The sequence below is a fragment of the Rhodovarius crocodyli genome, from assembly GCF_004005855.1.
Taxonomy (GTDB): Bacteria; Pseudomonadota; Alphaproteobacteria; order Acetobacterales; family Acetobacteraceae; genus Rhodovarius; species Rhodovarius crocodyli.
Map to the genome: position 1 here is coordinate 1 of NZ_SACL01000017.1, position 16,163 is coordinate 16,163.

General features: G+C 69.0%; 17 protein-coding genes. 7 read left to right on the forward strand and 10 right to left on the reverse strand.

What is annotated here, in order from left to right; genetic code table 11:
* Positions 1-197 (forward strand): integrase core domain-containing protein (locus EOD42_RS26705; protein ID WP_164868103.1); only part of this gene is annotated, 197 nt, incomplete at its 5' end.
* 26 nt (positions 198-223) lie between these two features.
* Here the strand turns inward: EOD42_RS26705 and EOD42_RS24755 are convergent.
* From EOD42_RS24755 to folK, 6 genes are all read right to left on the reverse strand, one after another.
* The gene (locus EOD42_RS24755; protein WP_127790288.1) at positions 224-442 is read right to left on the reverse strand and encodes a hypothetical protein; all 219 of its coding nucleotides are present in this window, start codon (positions 440-442) and stop codon (positions 224-226) included.
* Positions 443-738: 296 nt separating this feature from the next.
* Positions 739-2,178, reverse strand: a complete 1,440-nt coding sequence (locus EOD42_RS24760) for an NAD-dependent succinate-semialdehyde dehydrogenase (RefSeq protein WP_127790289.1) — start codon at positions 2,176-2,178, stop codon at positions 739-741.
* A 54-nt stretch (positions 2,179-2,232) separates the two neighbouring features.
* Positions 2,233-3,186, reverse strand: coding sequence for a tripartite tricarboxylate transporter substrate binding protein (locus EOD42_RS24765; protein ID WP_127790290.1), 954 nt, complete (start codon positions 3,184-3,186; stop codon positions 2,233-2,235).
* A 226-nt stretch (positions 3,187-3,412) separates the two neighbouring features.
* Positions 3,413-5,638, reverse strand: coding sequence for a RelA/SpoT family protein (locus EOD42_RS24770; RefSeq protein WP_127790291.1), 2,226 nt, complete (start codon positions 5,636-5,638; stop codon positions 3,413-3,415).
* Between the two features lie 59 nt (positions 5,639-5,697).
* Entirely contained in the window at positions 5,698-6,090 is a 393-nt protein-coding gene (gene rpoZ / locus EOD42_RS24775; protein WP_127790292.1) for a DNA-directed RNA polymerase subunit omega, read from the reverse strand.
* Positions 6,091-6,181: 91 nt separating this feature from the next.
* Entirely contained in the window at positions 6,182-6,676 is a 495-nt protein-coding gene (gene folK / locus EOD42_RS24780; protein WP_127790293.1) for a 2-amino-4-hydroxy-6-hydroxymethyldihydropteridine diphosphokinase, read from the reverse strand.
* 120 nt (positions 6,677-6,796) lie between these two features.
* Between folK and EOD42_RS24785 the strand changes: the two genes are divergently transcribed.
* From EOD42_RS24785 to EOD42_RS24795, 3 genes are all read left to right on the forward strand, one after another.
* On the forward strand, positions 6,797-7,747 hold the full coding sequence (locus EOD42_RS24785; protein WP_164868116.1) for a Bug family tripartite tricarboxylate transporter substrate binding protein: 951 nt from the start codon (positions 6,797-6,799) through the stop codon (positions 7,745-7,747).
* Positions 7,747-8,706, forward strand: coding sequence for a Bug family tripartite tricarboxylate transporter substrate binding protein (locus EOD42_RS24790; RefSeq protein ID WP_127790295.1), 960 nt, complete (start codon positions 7,747-7,749; stop codon positions 8,704-8,706). Before EOD42_RS24785 ends, EOD42_RS24790 begins: the two co-directional genes overlap by 1 nt.
* Before the next feature lie 66 nt (positions 8,707-8,772).
* A complete protein-coding gene (locus EOD42_RS24795) occupies positions 8,773-10,410 on the forward strand; it encodes a thiamine pyrophosphate-binding protein (protein WP_127790296.1) in 1,638 nt (545 codons plus the stop codon).
* A 15-nt stretch (positions 10,411-10,425) separates the two neighbouring features.
* On the opposite strand, the gene EOD42_RS24800 is transcribed toward EOD42_RS24795, so the two are convergent.
* The 4 genes from EOD42_RS24800 to EOD42_RS24815 all read right to left on the reverse strand — a co-directional run bounded on the left by EOD42_RS24800 (position 10,426) and on the right by EOD42_RS24815 (position 13,752).
* On the reverse strand, positions 10,426-10,791 hold the full coding sequence (locus tag EOD42_RS24800) for a hypothetical protein (protein WP_127790297.1): 366 nt from the start codon (positions 10,789-10,791) through the stop codon (positions 10,426-10,428).
* 121 nt (positions 10,792-10,912) lie between these two features.
* Positions 10,913-11,338: a hypothetical protein gene (locus EOD42_RS24805; RefSeq protein WP_127790298.1), complete on the reverse strand. Its 426-nt coding sequence runs from the start codon at positions 11,336-11,338 to the stop codon at positions 10,913-10,915.
* Between the two features lie 66 nt (positions 11,339-11,404).
* Entirely contained in the window at positions 11,405-12,286 is an 882-nt protein-coding gene (locus EOD42_RS24810) for a UPF0280 family protein (protein WP_127790299.1), read from the reverse strand.
* Positions 12,265-13,752 (reverse strand): 6-hydroxynicotinate reductase, encoded by a 1,488-nt coding sequence (locus EOD42_RS24815; RefSeq protein WP_127790300.1) that lies wholly within the window; start codon positions 13,750-13,752, stop codon positions 12,265-12,267. Before EOD42_RS24815 ends, EOD42_RS24810 begins: the two co-directional genes overlap by 22 nt.
* 130 nt (positions 13,753-13,882) lie before the next feature.
* Here EOD42_RS24815 and EOD42_RS24820 point away from each other — a divergent pair, with 130 nt between their 5' ends.
* The 3 genes from EOD42_RS24820 (at position 13,883) to EOD42_RS24830 (ending at position 16,159) form a co-directional block, all read left to right on the forward strand.
* Positions 13,883-14,458 carry an amino acid synthesis family protein gene (locus tag EOD42_RS24820; RefSeq protein WP_127790301.1) on the forward strand — a complete coding sequence of 192 codons (576 nt, stop codon included), beginning with the start codon at positions 13,883-13,885 and terminating at the stop codon, positions 14,456-14,458.
* A 221-nt stretch (positions 14,459-14,679) separates the two neighbouring features.
* On the forward strand, positions 14,680-15,462 hold the full coding sequence (locus EOD42_RS24825; RefSeq protein ID WP_240655286.1) for an ABC transporter ATP-binding protein: 783 nt from the start codon (positions 14,680-14,682) through the stop codon (positions 15,460-15,462).
* Positions 15,455-16,159: an ABC transporter ATP-binding protein gene (locus EOD42_RS24830; protein WP_127790302.1), complete on the forward strand. Its 705-nt coding sequence runs from the start codon at positions 15,455-15,457 to the stop codon at positions 16,157-16,159. Before EOD42_RS24825 ends, EOD42_RS24830 begins: the two co-directional genes overlap by 8 nt.
* Positions 16,160-16,163: the final 4 nt, after the last annotated feature.

The following is a 16,163-nucleotide window of genomic DNA, read 5'->3' on the forward strand; positions in this document are numbered from 1 at the left end:
AGGCCTGGAGGCGCGACTACAACGAGCGTCGCCCGCACTCGGGCCTCGGCTGGATGACGCCAAGGGACTACGCCAGCGCCTTCTGCGGAGAGACCGGCCGGCACGCTGCGCAGGCTGATAGCTCCGCACACCGGCCTCTTGCCACCCACCAACACCAAGGCTCAAATCAACCCAGGACTCTCGTTATCGCTGGATGAGAAATGGGAGGCACGTCAGAGGCACGTCACAGGATCTCGCGCTCGCGCTTTTTCTCTCCCGTGCGCGCAGTCTTGGCGGCACATTCTTCCTCGACGAACCCGGGATCCACCTCGACGATCTCAACCGTGTGGGCTTGCTCGACATTTTGCAACCAACCGTGTTGGAGAACAGCGTGTCGCTCAATCTCGTCATCAAAACATCGAGCCGAGCTCTTGCCCGTCACCTTATTGAGAAGTTCGCCCATGTGGGCCCTATCGAAACGCCAGCAGGCGCTTCGAATCCACTACGCGTCCTTGAGCTTGACGGCAACGGCTGTAGCGGGGTCGCCCTCAGCACAGTCTATCCGTTGACGTGAGTTCATTTGCGCCCATCCTCTCGGGGCGGAGGAATGGCGCATCCGACACGATTCAAACTGGTAGCCTTTACCCTCGGAGGGTAGCGCTTCCACCGTGGGTAGCTGCTATCCCTCAGTAAATCATTAGGTTCCCAAAGAAAGACCAAGGGGCAGCGCCCCTTGGTGGGGCCGAGGGGCGAAGCCCCTCAGACGCCCGCCTGCGTCACGAACTTCGTGATCAGATAGGCTTCCGTCGCCTCAGACCCGCCCTCGGTGCCGTAGCCGCTGTCGCGCACGCCGCCGAAGGGCACTTCCGGCAGGGCGAGGCCCAGGTGGTTGATGGTCATCATGCCCACCTCGACGCTGGAGGCCAGCGCCTGCGCCGTGCGGTTGGAGGAGGTGAAGGCGTAGCTGGCCAGCCCGTAGGGCAGGCGGTTGGCTTCCGCCACCACGTCGTCGAACTCCTTGAACGGCGTCATCAGCGCGACGGGGCCGAACGGCTCCTCGTTCATGGCGCGCATGTCGGTGGTCGCACCCGCGATCACGGTCGGCTCGAAGAAGTAGCCCTTGTTGCCGATGCGGTTGCCGCCGGTCACGATCTCGGCACCCTTCTGGCGGGCGTCGGCCACCAGGGTCTCCATCACGGGCACGCGGCGGTCATTGGCCATCGGGCCCATGGTCACGCCTTCCTCAAGGCCGTTGCCCACCTTCACCTTCTTCGTCTGCTCGACGAAGGTGGCGACGAAGCGGTCATACACCTTCTCCTGCACTAGGAAGCGGGTGGGGCTGACGCAGACCTGGCCGGCATTGCGGAACTTGGACGTGGCCATGATCTTGGCCGCGGCCTCCACGTCGGCGTCGTCGAACACCATCACCGGGGAGTGGCCGCCGAGCTCCATGGTCACGCGCTTCATGTGCTGGCCCGCGAGGCCCGCCAGCAGCTTGCCCACCGGGGTGGAGCCCGTGAAGGTCACCTTGCGGATGGTCGGGTGCGGGATCAAGTAGCCCGAGATCTCGGACGGCACGCCATAGACCAAGCTGATCACGTCGCCCGGCACGCCGGCATCGAGGAAGCAGCGGATCATCTCGGCCGGGGAGGCCGGGGTTTCCTCGGGCGCCTTCACGATGATGGAGCAACCGGTGGACAGCGCGGCGGACAGCTTGCGCACGACCTGGTTGATCGGGAAGTTCCAGGGGGTGAAGGCGGCGACGGGGCCCACCGGCTCCTTGATCGCCAGCTGATAGACGTTGGGCGCGCGGGCCGGGATGATCTGGCCGTAGGCGCGGCGAGTTTCCTCGGCGAACCAGTCGATGGTGTCGGCACCGGCCAGCACTTCCATCTTGGCTTCCGGCAGGGGCTTGCCCTGTTCCAGCGTCATGTAGCGGGCGATGGTGTCCGCGCGGCTGCGCAGCAGGTCGGCCGCCTTGCGCATCAGCTTGCCGCGCTCGAAGGCGGGCACCTTGCGCCAGGTGGCGAAGCCGCGCTCGGCGGCCGCCAGGGCGGCGTCGAGGTCCGCCTTGGAGGCATGGGCGACCGTGCCCACCACTTCCTCATTGGCGGGGTTCAGCACGTCGATGGTGCGGCCATCGGCGGCCCCGCGCCATTCGCCGGCGATGTGGAGCAGAACGTTGGGGTAGTCGGCCATGGGTTATCTCCCGTTCGATACAACGACTCTACGGATCACTGCCCTAGGTGGCAATCAGCTGTCCCGTGACCAGGGGCGGCGCGCGAAAAGCGCCTTCACCCACTCGCCCTCACGGGTCATCAGTTCCTTGAACTCATCGCCCACCAGCGGGCGCAGCGGCAGGGAGGCCCGCTCGGCCTCCACCGCGAAGCGCGGGTCGGCGAAGGCCTGGCGGAAGGCGTCGCGCATGCGTTCCACCAGCTCGGGCGGCATGTTGGGCGGCCCGACGATCCCGCGGGAGGAGCCGATCACCACGTCGTAGCCCTGCTCCTTGAAGGTCGGCACCTCGGCCGTGCCGGACCAGCGCGTGTTCGCCGCCTGGCCCAGCGCCCGGATGCGCCCTTCGCGCAGCAGGGCCGTGCTCTCGCCCATGTTGAAGCTGGCCACGTCGATCGAGCCCGTCAGCAGGTCGCGCTGGGCCAGCGCCGTGCCGTTATAGGGCGCGATCAGCGGGCGGATGTTCGTCACGTCCATCAGCGACAGCACCACCAGATGGTCATCCGAACCCACGCCGGCGGCCGTGCCGATGGAGACGGCCTCAGGCTTGTCGCGCAGGGCCGCGACCAGATCCTCCAGCGTGCGCAGGCGGGAATCGGCGCGCACGAACAGGCCCGACGGGTCCTCGACGACATTGGCGATGGCGGTGAAATCCTCGGCCCGCCAGCGGCAGGGGCGTTCCAGCGGCTGCGTCCAGATGGAGAGGTTGCCGAGCGCGCCGACCGTCGTGCCGTCCGGGATGCTGTTGAAGATCGCCTCATTGCCGATCTGCCCCGAGGCGCCGGGCCGGTTCACGAAGGCGAAGCGCATGCCGGGAAGCCGGGTGCCCGCATGGGCGAAGCCGAAGCGCGCCACGATGTCCACGCCGCCGCCGGGCGGATAGGGGATGATGACTTCCGTGGTGCGGGCCTGGGCGAGGGCAGCGGCGGGCATGATGAACGGCGTGGCCAGCAGGGCGCGGCGGCTTGGCATTGGTTTCCTCCGGAATTGCCGGGAGGATAAGACCAAAGCGCGGTGATTGAAAGGCGGGGTGGTTGGCTGGAGGGGTTAGTGTTCTTTTTTATAAAAAAGAACCAAAAAATTTTTAGTTATTTTCTGGGCGTTTTAACGGGGAGGGATGCCATCATAATAACTAACAAAAGTCTTTTTGCTTCTTTTTCTACAGAAAAAGAAGAATATCTATTCTAGCCTAGCTTCCTCACCCCTTCACCCGATCCACCCTGAACACCCCCTGGCAGGCGCGCAGCGACGCCATGATGTCCTGTAGGTGGCGGATGTCGCGCACCTCGGCCTCCAGCGTGATGTCGATCTCATCGGGCCGGCGGGCGATGCGCAGGGCATTCATCGCGCCCTTCTGGCTAGCCAGCGTGGTGGTGATGCCGGCCAGCACCTGCGGCTCGTTCACGGCCGAGACATGCAGCTTGGCCGTGCGGGGCTCGGCGCTGCCCGTGGCCCATTTCACCTCGAAGAAACGCTCGGGCGTCGCGGCGAAGGCGTCCAGGCTGTGGCATTCGCGCCTGTGGATGGTGATGGCGCGGCCGGTGTTGATAACGCCCACGATGGGCTCACCGGGCACCGGGCAGCAGCAGCCGGCGAAGTTGATGGGCGTGCCGGGCGGCAGGCCGGCGATGCCGGTGCTGTCCACGCCCTCGATCTCGCCGCGCTCGCGCCCCGTCAGCAGCGGGCCCGCGCCCAGCCGCCCGCGCGGGCGCGCCAGCATGAGGCTGTCGGGAGAGCGGGTCGGGCCGCGCAGCTCCGGCACGGCGGCGAACAGCACCTCACGCGGGCCGAGCGAGCCCGAGCCCACCGCGACATACAGATCGTCGAGCGTGGCCTGCTTCAGCGGCTTCAGCGCCGGCTCCAGCAGCTTCTCGTTGAAATCCAGCCCGTCCTGGCGGAAGGCCTTGGCGATGGCGGAGCGGCCTTCCTCACCGAACTTCTCGCGCTCGGCCGCCTGGGCGAAGCGGCGGATGCGGGCGCGGGCGCGGCCGGTGACGACGAAGTTCAGCCAATCGGGGTTGGGCTTGCCGCCACGCGCGGTGATGACCTCGATCTGGTCGCCGTTCGACAGCGGCTGGCGCAGCGGCATCACCTTGCCGTTCACCTTGGCGCCGACGCAGGTGTCACCCACCTGGCTGTGCACGCGATAGGCGAAGTCGATGGGCGTGGCACCCCGCGGCAGCTCGAACAGCTCACCCTTCGGCGTGAACACGAACACCACATCGGTGTGCAGTTCGAGCTTGGTATTCTCCAGCACGTCCTGCGGGTCGGCCGCGTTCTCGATGATCTCGACGAGGGCCTTCATCCAGGGATAGCGGCGCGGCTGGGTGCCGTCGTCATTGCCCTGCTTGTAGACCCAATGCGCGGCGATGCCGTATTCCGCGACCTCGTGCATCGCCTTGGTGCGGATCTGCACCTCGATCTTGGCGTGGCGCTTGGCGGGCACCGTCACACCCGTGTGCAGCGACTGATAGCCGTTGGCCTTGGGGGTGCTGATATAGTCCTTGAAGCGGCCCGGGATCACCCGATAGGCATCGTGCAGCGCGCCGAGCGCCACATAGCACTGGGATTTTTCCTCGACGATCACGCGGAAGGCCATGACATCGGACAGCGCCTCGAAGGTCACGTCCTTGGCCTTCATCTTGCGCCAGATGGAGTAGGGGGATTTCTGCCGCCCCAGCACCTCGATGGCCTTGATGCCGTGGCGCGCCAGCACCTCGGCGATGTCCTTCTCGATCTCGCCGATCAGGTCGGCCGACTGGCCGCGCAGGAATGTCAGGCGCGACTGGATGCCCTGCCAGGCTTCCTGGTTCAGCTCCCGGAAGGAAAGGTTCTCAAGCTCGGACTTGAAGCGTTCCAGGCCGATGCGTTCGGCCAGCGGGGCATAGATGTCGAGCGTCTCTCGCGCCGTCTGGGCCCGTTTCTCGGGCTTGGGCACGTGATGCAGGGTCTGCATGTTGTGCAGACGGTCCGCGAGCTTGACCAGCAGGACGCGGATGTCCTCGCTGACCGCCACCAGCAGCTTGCGCAGGTTCTCGGCCTGCTTGGTGCGCTCGGACTGGACCTCGATGCGGGAAAGCTTGGTGACGCCGTCCACCAGCTTCGCGACTTCGGCGCCGAAGCGGCGCTGGATGTCGGCCAGCGTATGCTCGGTGTCCTCGACCACGTCGTGCAGCAGGGCTGTCGCGATGGTGGCGGTGTCGAGCTTGTAGTTGGCGAGGATCCCGGCGACGGCGACCGGGTGGATGATGTAGGGCTCGCCGTTCTTGCGCGCCTGCTGGGCATGGGCCTCGGCGGCGAAGCGCGCGGCCTCGACGATGACGGCGCGATCAAGGCGCGGGTCCGCGTCGGCGGCGCGGTTGGCGAAGGCGATCGCTTCGGTCAGGCCGGGAATGGAGGCGGGGGGCGTGGCGCCCCCTGCCATGCTGCTTCCCTCGGGTTCCCGGAGGGGTTTCGGGTGCGGGTCCGGCAACCCGGCCTCTGTTACTGGTCGTCGCCGAAGAGTTCGGCGCCGATCGCGGCCTCGATGTCCACGCCGTCCTCGGCGGCTTCGCCACCGCCCGGCAGTTCCTCGTTCACGTCCATCACGCCGAAGATGTTCTCGTCGGTCGCGATCAGGTCCATCACCTCGTCCTCGACGGGCTCCGGCTCCGGCGCGCGGGACAGGGACTTGATCAGGTCGGCTTCCAGGTTCGGCAGCTCGACGGTCTGGTCCGCGATTTCGCGCAGCGCGACGACGGGGTTCTTGTCATTGTCGCGATCGACCGTCAGGCTCTCGCCGCGGCTGATGTTGCGGGCGCGCTGCGCGGCGTACAGAACCAGCTCGAAGCGGTTCGGAACCTGAAGGATGCAGTCCTCGACGGTAACGCGTGCCATGGGTACTCCTGTACGCCGGTAATGCTGGAGCCTGACGGGCACCAGTGCGGAAACTTCCAGATAGCCACGGGCGGCCCGAAAGGCAAGCGCATCAGGCCGGAAGCGGGTGAAGATCCTGTGGCGGCAGGGCTTCCAGCAGCGCATGGGCGGGCCCCAGCAGCGGGTGCACCCAGCCCGGCGCCACCTCCAGCAGCGGTTCCAGCACGAAGCGGCGGTCCTGCAGGCGCGGATGCGGCAGAATGAGGCCCGGCCCGCTGCGCACCGTCTGCCCATGCGCCAGCAGGTCGAGGTCGAGCGTGCGCGGCGCATTCACATAGGGGCGCTCGCGGTGGAAGCGGTCCTCGATGCCGTGTAGGGCGGCCAGCAGCGCGTCGGGGGCCATCGCGCCCTCCAGCCGCGCCACCCCGTTCACATACCAGGGGGAGCCGGGCAGGGGCGGGATGGGCGCGCTTTCCCACCAGCGGGAGAGGGCGGCCAGGCGCATGCCCGGCAGCGCGGCCAGTGCCCCGGCCGCCGCGCGGCAGGTGGCCAGCGGCGCGCTGCCGTCGGCGCCGGGCAGGTTGGCGCCTATGCCGATCAGGATCATGCGGGCGGATTAGCACCCTGTGGCGTGGTTCCCAACTTCACCCTTGCGCCGCGCCTCGCGCCGCACAACCATGCGCCCACAAAGGTGCAAACGAATGCGCCGTGGAGGAAATTGATGAGAATGACCCGCCGTGGGGCTCTTGCCCTGCCGTGCACGCTGCTGGCTGCCCCGGCTCTCGGGCAGAGCTGGCCCGATCGCCCCATTCGCATGGTCATCGCCTTTCCGGCGGGTTCGGTGACGGACACGCTGTTCCGCAACCTGGCGGAACCTCTCAGCCATGCGCTGGGCCAGACGGTGGTCATCGAGAACCGGCCGGGCGGCAATGGCGTGGTGGGCACCATCTCCGCCAGGACGGCGGCGGCGGACGGCAATACCTGGGTGGTGCTCTCGGTCACCAACGGGGCGCTGAACCCTTATACGGTGCGCAACCTCGGCTATGATCCGGTGAACGACTTCACCCATATCGGCCAGGTGGCAGAGGCGCCCTATCTGCTGGTGGCGCCGATGAACGGCGCGACCTCCACCGCGGACCTGATCGCCCGCGCCCGGGCGCGGCCCGGCCAGCTGACCTTCAGCCACGGCAATTCCTCCGCGCTGATCGCCAGCGCCCAGATGAACCGCACGGCAGGCGTGACCATGACCGCCGTGCCCTATCGCGGCGGGCCCGAGGCGCTGACCGATGTGATGGCCGGGCGTATCGACAGCACCTTCACCGATTTCGCCAACGGCATGGCCCAGGTGCGTGAGGGCCGGGTGCGCGCGCTGGGCGTGACCACCGCCCAGCCCTTCCCGCTGGCGCCCGAGATCCCGCCCGTGGGCGCGGCGGTGCCCGGCTTCTCCCTGACGGTGTGGTTCGGCCTGGCCACCGTGTCGCCCGCACCCGCCGGCGTGCAGGCCAAGGCCAATGCCGCCCTCAACCGCGTGCTGGCGGACCCCGAGGTGGGCGCACGCCTGGGCCGCCTCGGCTACACCCCCACGCCCGGCACCACCGAACATGCCAAGACCTTCCTGGCGAGCGAGATCGCGCGCTATGCGGAACTCGCCGCCGCCGTGGGGCTGGAGCGCCAGTGATGCTGCGCCGTTCCCTGTTGGCTGCACCTTTCCTGGCGACCCCTGCCTTCGCGCAGGCCTGGTCGCCGACGCGGCCCATCCGCCTGATCGTGCCCTTCGCGGCGGGCGGGGCGGCCGATAACGGCGCACGCGCCATCGGCGCGCGTATGTCGGAAACCCTCGGCCAGCCGGTGCTGGTCGAGAACCGGGGCGGCGGCGCGGGGGCCATCGCGGCCAATGCGGTGGCGGAGGCCGCGCCGGACGGGCACACCCTGCTCTGGGCCGGGCAGGCGGTCATCACGACCAACCCGCATCTGTATTCGCGGCTGAGCTATGACCCGGCGGCCTTCGTGCCGATCTCCAACGGCACGCGTCTGCCGCTGGTGCTGCACGTCCATCCGAGCTTCCCGGCCCGCAACCTGGCCGAATGGGTGGCCAAGGTGAAGGCGGAGCCGGGCCAGCATGCCTATGGCACCGTCGGGCGCGGCGGCATGACCCATGTCTTCGCCGAGCAGGCCGAATCCATCATGGGGCTCGACCTGCAGGATGTGCCCTATCGCGGCTCCGGGCCCATGCTGTCGGATGCGGTCGCGGGCAATGTGAAGATGTGCTTCGACGGCGTGCTTCCGGCCATCAACAATCACCGTGCCGGGCAGCTGCGCATCCTGGCCGTGAGTTCCGAGCGGCGGCTGGATGCAGCACCCGATATCCCGACCTTCGCCGAGCAGGGCTGGCCGCAGCTCACGGCCTATCTGTGGTTCGGCCTGTTCGGGCTGCGCGGGATGCCGGCGGGGTCCGTCGAGCGGCTGTCGGCCGCGGTGCAGGAGGCCGCTCGGCGGCCCGATATCCGCGAACGCATGGCCCGTGACGGCGCCGAGCCCGTGGGCAGCACGCCGCAGGAATTCGGCAACCTGGTCGAGCATGAGAGCACGATGTGGGGCGAGGTGATCAGGCGCGCCAATATCCGGCTGACGGATTGAGGGGCGCTTCCCCGGCTGCGCAAGCGGGTGCACACTTCTTCCCATAACAAATAGGGAAGAAACGCCATGGCCTATACGGTTGGGGAACTCGTGGCCGAGTTCCTGCCGGCGGTGGGGGTCGACACCGCCTTCGGCATCGTCTCCGTCCACAACATCCCGATGCTGGATGCCCTGAGCCAGCGCAACGCCGTGCGCTATGTCATGGCGCGCGGCGAGATGGGCGGGGCGCATATGGCCGATGCCTATGCGCGCGTGGCCCGGCATCTGGGCGTGCTGTTCAGCTCCACCGGCCCGGGGGCGGCCAATGCGGTGCCGGGCCTGGTCGAGGCACGCTTCGCCGGCAGCCCCGTCCTGCACATCACCGGCCAGACGGCCACGAAATTCATCGATCGGGACATGGGCACCGTGCATGACGTGCCGGGCCAGACCGACATGCTGGAGGCCGTCTGCAAGCGCGCCTTCCGCGTGCGCGCCCCGCAGGAGGCGCTGCCCACCCTGATGGCGGCCGCGACCGCCGCCCTGACGCCGCCCATGGGCCCGGTCAGCGTGGAGGTGCCGATCGATATCCAGCGCATGGAGGTCGCGCGGCCGGATTGGGCGAACATCGCCATCTCCCTGCCGCCCCCGCCGCCGCCGGAGGCCCAGGGCCTGGCCGCCGCCATCGCCGCGCTGCGCGCCGCGAAGCGCCCGATGCTGTGGCTGGGCAACGGTGCGAAGGGCGCGCGCGAGGCGGCGCTGCGCCTGCTCGACCTCGGCTTCGGCGCGGTCAATTCCTGGAACGGCCGCGGCGTGATCGCGGAGGACGACCCGCGCACGCTGGGCGGGCTGCATGGCGCGGGCGCACCGCCGGTGGCCGAATTCTACGGCAGCTGCGATGCCATGCTGGTGGTCGGCAGCCGGCTGCGCGGGCATGAGACGCTGGATTTCTCGCTGAAGCTGCCCAAGCCGCTGATCATCGTGGACATCGACCCGGCGGCGAATGGGCGCACCTATCAGCCCGACATCTTCGTCCAGGGTGATGCGAGCCTGACGATGAACGCCATCGCCGACGCGCTGGAACCGAAAGGCGACGCCTTCCAACGGGACCTCGCGGCGCTGAAGTCCCGCGCCGTGGCGGAGTTCGCCTCCACCCTCGGCCCCTATGAGAGCTTCCCGGCGACGCTGCGGAAAGTGATGCCCAAGGATGCGCTGTGGGTGCGCGACATCACCATCAGCAACTCCGCATGGGGCAACCGCATCTTCCCGGTGCTGGGGCCGAATGACGCGGTGCATCCGGTGGGGGCGGCGATCGGGCCCGGCCTGCCGCTGGGCATCGGGGCCGCCATGGCGGGGAAGGGGCGCAAGGCCATCGCCATGGTGGGTGACGGCGGCTTCGCCATGAACATGCCGGAGCTGTGGACGGCGGTGCAGGAACAGGCCGAGCTGATCGTCATGGTCATGAACGACAAGGGCTATGGCGTGATCCGGCACATCCAGGATTATGCCGCCGGCCGGCGCTTCTACCACGACCTGCAGGGGCCGGACCTGATGCAGCTGGCGCAGCTGGCCGGGCTGCCGGGGCTGCGCGTCTCCAGCGTCGCGGATTTCGGGCCGATGCTGGAAAAGGCCTTCGCCACCAAGGGGCCGGTGCTGCTGGAGATCGACATGGCGACGATCGGCGAGCACCCGCCCTATGCGCCCTATAACCAGGCGCGGAAGGCCTGATCGGCGAAGGTCCGATCACCGCCTGGGGAAATAGACCTTCTCGTTGCGGTCGGTCAGGTAGTACCGGCCGCGACCGTCGGTGCAGGGGGCGACGAAGGTGCAGCGTTGCGGCGGCCCCGATGTCCTCGGTACCGGAGACACCGCCAGCCGGCCCTGGCATTCCATGCGCGCGCGCAGATCTGCAATGGCGGCGCAGGGGCCGGGTGAGAAGGGCGCGGTGGCAGGCGCCGGGCGCCGTTGCGACAGGCATTCGAAATAGGCGCGCGACTGCCCACGCAGCTCGTCGCAGGGTTGCCGCACCTGGAGGGGGGCCGGTGGCCGCTGCAGCAGCGGTGACTGCGCCGCCGCCGGGTTCGGGCCGGACAGGATGGCTGCCAGCATCGATGCCCCGGCAAGGCTGAGTAGACGTGTCCGCGGCAAATCCCGAATCCTCCTATCGACTTCCCGAACGCATCACGAATCCGTGATTTCGGGAAGCCGATAAGCGGCGGGCGCCGCGCGGCTACGTGCGGCCGCCGCCGCCGCGCCGGCGGCCGGGCGGGTCGTTGGGATCACTGTCGGTGGGCCCCTGGGGCGCACCGCCGCCCCGCCCACGGCCCTGGCCGGGCGGGTCGTTGGGGTCGCTGTCGGTCGGGCCCTGGGGGGCACCGCCGCCGCGCCCGCGGCCCTGGCCCGGCGGGTCATTGGGGTCACTGTCGGTCACGCCGCCCGGGCGCCCGCCCTGGCCGCGCCCGTTGCCGGCCGGATCATTCGGGTCGTTGTCCGTCAGCCCGCTCTGCCCGCCGGGTGCCGCGCCCGGGGGCGCGTTCCAGCCCGATTTCGGCCCCTGCGCATAGGCGGGCACCACGCCCGCGGCGCCGCCCACCGCCGCCAGGCGCAGAACCACCAGGCGACGACCGAACCGGCTATTGTCTTGGCTGTCGGACATGCGTTTTCCCTCAAGGTCTTGCCATCATCGCAGCCCGATGGGGCGGCGGGCAAGAACCCCGGGGGATCACACCCTGGGCAGGGCCTGCACCCGGCACTCGCCCACCTGCAGCGACTGACCCTGAACGCGCAGCAGGGCCGCGCGGATGAGTCCGCGCGACAGAAGGCGTTCCGCCACGCGCGCCCCCCGCTCCAGCGCCAGCAGCACCAGCGGCGGCGGCAGCGCGCGCACGCCGGTGGTCACGAGGATGTCACCCAGGTCGCTGTCCGCATCCAGCGAGGCGGCGGGCGCGCGCTGCACGGCCGGGTGGTCGGCGTCGGTGGCGTTGGCGATGATGGTGGCGGCCGCATCGGCATCCGCCGCGCGCGTGGCCAGCACCGTCACCGCATCGGCCACCCCGCGGGAGAAGCTGCGCCCCGGCCAGCCGCTGGTGGCGATGCCGCCGATGCCGTCGCCCGCCGCCAGCACCGCCAGCCCGTCGGGCCGCCCGTCGCCCAGGTCCGCGCACAGCCCCACGCGCAGGCTGGACCCGCGCGCCAGGAACACCGCGATATCCCCGCCATTGTTCACATGGGCGGCCTGGATGCCCGGCACCTCGGTGATGGCGGCCAGCACATGCTCGGCCACCGCGCCCGCCACGGCGGCCATCGGGGTGATGAAATCGGCGCGGTGGGGCCAGCATGCTTCGGCCATGCGCCGCGCGACGGGGTGGCGCAGCACGGGCAGGGGCCCGTCGAGGCGCGCGCGCAGCAGCGGCAATTCCTCGCACATCGCCGCCAGCAGCCCGTTCATGCGCGTGATGGCGGCCTGCTGGGCCGCGCGCACGGCCACGGGCTTGCCCTCGATGCCGATCACCAGGCTGATCGGGCCTTCCTCGATGCAGAACCTGCCATCGGGCAGGTCCTTGGCGCCCAGCAGGGGGGGAGTTACGCCGGGGCGCCAGGCCATGGCAGGTCCCCACGAAGCGACTCGCGCCGGGCGGTGTCGCCGTACTCCTTCAGGATCTCAGCGAGCGGCACCGCCTGGGCGGTGTGGCCGCCGATCGCGGCATAGAGATCGGCGGGCATCGTGAACTCCAGCGGCGCCACCAGGGCGGGGGTGGGGACATAGCCGAAGGAACCGTCGGGCATGTCCAGGACGTCCGCCATGATGGTGATGCCGCCGCCGGGCCACAAGATGCAGGGCGCGCCGCCCATGGTCAGGCGGATCTCACCCGACTGCACCTTGCGCGTCAGGTGGATGGGGTTTTCGGTCACGCCGGCGCGCAGGGACCCGCCAGCCCCCGCGATGAACAGCACGGAGGTCATCGCCGGCTCGCAGTTCTCGCCGATGCGCTCGACCGTGGCGCGCACCGCGTCGGGCATGCGGGCGGGGATGGGCTTCAATGCGTCGTCCAGCTCGAACCAGGCCGAATCCTCGCCGGTGGTGCTGACCATCAGCATCCGCATGCCGGGCCAGGCCAGCTTGGGGTCGATGCTCTCGATCGCGTCCAGCGGGTTCTCGATGGTGGTGCCGCCCCAGCCCGCGCCGGGCTCCGCCACCTGGAAATAGCGGCCGGGGGTGGAGCGGCGGCCGCGCACCCGCACGCCGCCCGGGCGCATGTCCAGGCATTTGCCGGCCTGGTGTTCCGTCAGCACGCCGGTGATGTGGTCGTCGATCACCACGACCTCATCGACATGGCCCTGCCATTGCTGGGCGAAGATGCCGATGGTGGCGGCCCCGCAACCCACGCGCATCCGCGCCTCGGGCACGCCGTTCACGATGGGGGCGCGGCCGGCCTGGATGGTGAGCTTCGCGCCGCCCTCGATCTCGACATCGATGGCTTCCTTGTTGGACAGCGCGAGGACGGCCTGGCACGTCACCTGGCCTTCCTTCTTGGAGCCGCCCGTCAGGTGGTGCACGCCGCCGAGCGACAGCATCTGGCTGCCGTATTCGGCGGTGGTGACATGGCCGATCACCTCCCCCTGGTAGCGCACGGCGGCGGTCTCGGGCCCCAGGTGCCGGTCGGTGTCGATCTTCACCTTCACGCCGGCGTAGCTGAAGATGCCCTCCGTCACGACGGTCACGGTATCCACGCCGCGGAACTCGGTCTGCACGATGAAGGGGGCGGGCTTGTAGTCGGGGTAGGTGGTGCCCGAGCCGATGGCGGAAACGAAGTATTCCTCAGCCGGCGCGATGCCGCCCGCCCAGTCGCGGGAGGCTTCGAGGAACGGCACCACGCGGCCATCCTCGGCCACCGTGCGTTCCAGCAGCACAAGCGGCTCGGTGCGGACCAGCCTTCCGTCCTCATTGGCATAGCGTTGGCAGGCGCCGGCGCGGCCTGGGCGGATGCGGCACAGCACCGGGCAGGCGTCGCAGCGCACGATGCCCTCATTGCCCTCGCGCGCACCGAAAATCGCGGTCCTGTCGCTCATCTGCCACTCCTTGCCCGAGTGCGACTCTGGCATTCTGGCGTGCCCGGCACCAGTTGGAAGCCGGGAAGGAAACCGGGCGCGCAGGCGGCCATTGCCCAAACCCTGCCGCGCCCATGAAGGGGTGTGACCCATGCCCGTGCAGATCCGCAAGTTCATCCTGCTGACCGAGGAAGTGCTGGAGGAGGGCGGATGCCCCCTGCCGGAGCCGCGACGGCGCGCCATCGCGGCCTGCGTGCTGAAGAACCCCTTCGCCGGGCATTTCGAGCATGACCTGGCGCCGCTGATCGAGGCCGGCGAGGCGCTCGGCGCGGAGCTTGCCGCGCGCGCCCTGGCGGCGCTGGGCACCGAGGCCGATGCCTATGGCAAGGCCGCGATCGTGGGGGAGGGAGGCGAGCTGGAACATGCCGCCGCCCTGCTGCACCCCAAGATGGGCGCGCCGGTGCGGGCCGCGCTGAACGGCGGTGCGGCGCTCATCCCCTCGGCCAAGAAGCGCGCCGGCATGGGGGCCACCATCGACATCCCGCTCGGCCACAAGGACGCGGCCTTCGTGCGCAGCCATTTCGACGCGATCGAGCTGCGCGTGACCGACGCGCCCATGGCGGGCGAGATCGTGCTGGCGCTGGCGCTCGCGAAGGGCGGCCGCCCCTGGCCGCGTATCGGCGGGCTCAGCGCCGAGGAAATCGAGGGGCATGACGGGCTGCGCTAGGCGCCCTTTGCCTGTCTGCGCAGACGGTCCGGCACCGCTTCCGCCGGGCCGTGCTGTGGAACGCTGTTGCGGTGGCGAGGGGTGCTCGAGGCCTCGACCGACCGGTTGAACCCCAGCGTGTTTTCGATGCTTGCCATGCGGATGGTGCATCGCCATAACTTCCATTCAACGGGTGGAGACTCACCCGAACGGAATACGGAAACGACAGGAGAGGAGCCCGGGTGAGCGATTTCATCCTGGAAACCGAGGGCATGACCAAGGAGTTCCGCGGCTTCGCGGCGGTCTCCAACGTGAACCTCAAGGTCAGGCGCGGTTCCATCCACGCGCTGATCGGACCCAATGGCGCGGGCAAGACGACCTGCTTCAATCTGCTCACGAAGTTCCTGCCGGTCACGCGCGGGCGCATCACCTATGACGGGCGCGACATCACCGCGATGAAGCCCGCCGAGGTCGCGCGCCTGGGCCTGGTGCGCAGCTTCCAGATCTCCGCCGTGTTTCCGCATTTCACCGTGATGGAGAATGTGCGCGTGGCGTTGCAGCGGCAGCGCGGCAACAGCTTCGATTTCTGGCGCTCCTCCTCCATGCTGAAGCAGTACAACGACCGCGCGATGGAACTGCTGGCCGATGTGGGGCTGACCCAATACGCGGAGCTCGCGGCGGGCCAGCTTCCCTATGGCCGCAAGCGCGCGCTCGAGATCGCGACGACGCTCGCGATGGAGCCGCAGATGATGCTGCTGGACGAGCCCACCGCCGGCATGACGTCGGAGGATGTGGACCGCATCGTCGCACTGGTGAAGCGCGTCTCGCAGGGGCGCACCGTGCTGCTGGTCGAACACAACCTGAAGGTGGTCGAGGGGCTGTGCGACCGCATCACCGTGCTCGCGCGCGGGCAGGTGCTGGCCGAGGGCGACTATGCCTCCGTCTCCCGCAATCCGGAGGTGATCGCGGCCTATCTGGGCGAGGACCCGCAGAGCGTGGGTGCGCCGGAGACCGCGCATGTCTGAAACACTTCTCGAAGTCCGCAATCTCGAAGCCTGGTACGGCGAGAGCCATGTGCTGCACGGCGTGAACCTGGACATCAAGGCAGGCGAGGTGGTGACGCTGCTGGGCCGCAACGGCGCGGGCAAGACCAGCACGCTGCGCGCCATCATGGGCCTGACCGGCAAGCGCGCCGGCAGCGTGAAGTTCCAGGGCAAGGAGCTGATCTCCGCCAGGCCCGACATCATCGCCCGTGCCGGCATCGCCTATTGCCCGGAGGAGCGGGGCATCTTCGCCTCCCTGAACGTGGGCGAGAACCTGGTGCTGCCGCCCGAGGTGATGTTCGGCGGGCTGAAGGTGGAGGAGATCCACCACCTGTTCCCCAACCTGCTGGAGCGCGTGAAGAGCCAGGGCACCAAGCTCTCGGGCGGCGAGCAGCAGATGCTGGCGATCGGGCGCATCCTGCGCACGGGTGCCAAGCTGCTGCTGCTGGATGAGCCGAGCGAGGGGCTGGCCCCCGTGATCGTGCAGCAGATCGGCCACACGATCCGCGCATTGAAGGAGCGCGGCTTCACCGTGCTGCTGGTCGAGCAGAATTTCCGCTTCGCGCAGACGGTGGCGGACCGGCACTACGTGATGGACCACGGCATGGTCGTGGATACCGTCGCGAACAGTGAACTATCAGGGGCGATGGACAGGCTGCACCAGTATCTCGGCGTGTAGCGCC

What these genes read in the sequence shown, in the direction of transcription:
- EOD42_RS24820 (WP_127790301.1), top strand. Translation starts at nt 13,883, where the DNA reads ATGCCCGTGCAGATCCGCAAGTTCATCCTGCTGACCGAGGAAGTGCTG.
- folK (WP_127790293.1), bottom strand. Translation starts at nt 6,676, where the DNA reads ATGATCCTGATCGGCATAGGCGCCAACCTGCCCGGCGCCGACGGCAGC.
- EOD42_RS24815 (WP_127790300.1), bottom strand. Translation starts at nt 13,752, where the DNA reads ATGAGCGACAGGACCGCGATTTTCGGTGCGCGCGAGGGCAATGAGGGC.
- EOD42_RS24760 (WP_127790289.1), bottom strand. Translation starts at nt 2,178, where the DNA reads ATGGCCGACTACCCCAACGTTCTGCTCCACATCGCCGGCGAATGGCGC.
- rpoZ (WP_127790292.1), bottom strand. Translation starts at nt 6,090, where the DNA reads ATGGCACGCGTTACCGTCGAGGACTGCATCCTTCAGGTTCCGAACCGC.
- EOD42_RS24830 (WP_127790302.1), top strand. Translation starts at nt 15,455, where the DNA reads ATGTCTGAAACACTTCTCGAAGTCCGCAATCTCGAAGCCTGGTACGGC.
- EOD42_RS24790 (WP_127790295.1), top strand. Translation starts at nt 7,747, where the DNA reads ATGCTGCGCCGTTCCCTGTTGGCTGCACCTTTCCTGGCGACCCCTGCC.
- EOD42_RS24800 (WP_127790297.1), bottom strand. Translation starts at nt 10,791, where the DNA reads ATGCTGGCAGCCATCCTGTCCGGCCCGAACCCGGCGGCGGCGCAGTCA.
- EOD42_RS24755 (WP_127790288.1), bottom strand. Translation starts at nt 442, where the DNA reads ATGGGCGAACTTCTCAATAAGGTGACGGGCAAGAGCTCGGCTCGATGT.
- EOD42_RS24805 (WP_127790298.1), bottom strand. Translation starts at nt 11,338, where the DNA reads ATGTCCGACAGCCAAGACAATAGCCGGTTCGGTCGTCGCCTGGTGGTT.
- EOD42_RS24770 (WP_127790291.1), bottom strand. Translation starts at nt 5,638, where the DNA reads ATGGCAGGGGGCGCCACGCCCCCCGCCTCCATTCCCGGCCTGACCGAA.
- EOD42_RS24810 (WP_127790299.1), bottom strand. Translation starts at nt 12,286, where the DNA reads ATGGCCTGGCGCCCCGGCGTAACTCCCCCCCTGCTGGGCGCCAAGGAC.
- EOD42_RS24765 (WP_127790290.1), bottom strand. Translation starts at nt 3,186, where the DNA reads ATGCCAAGCCGCCGCGCCCTGCTGGCCACGCCGTTCATCATGCCCGCC.
- EOD42_RS24795 (WP_127790296.1), top strand. Translation starts at nt 8,773, where the DNA reads ATGGCCTATACGGTTGGGGAACTCGTGGCCGAGTTCCTGCCGGCGGTG.
- EOD42_RS24785 (WP_164868116.1), top strand. Translation starts at nt 6,797, where the DNA reads ATGACCCGCCGTGGGGCTCTTGCCCTGCCGTGCACGCTGCTGGCTGCC.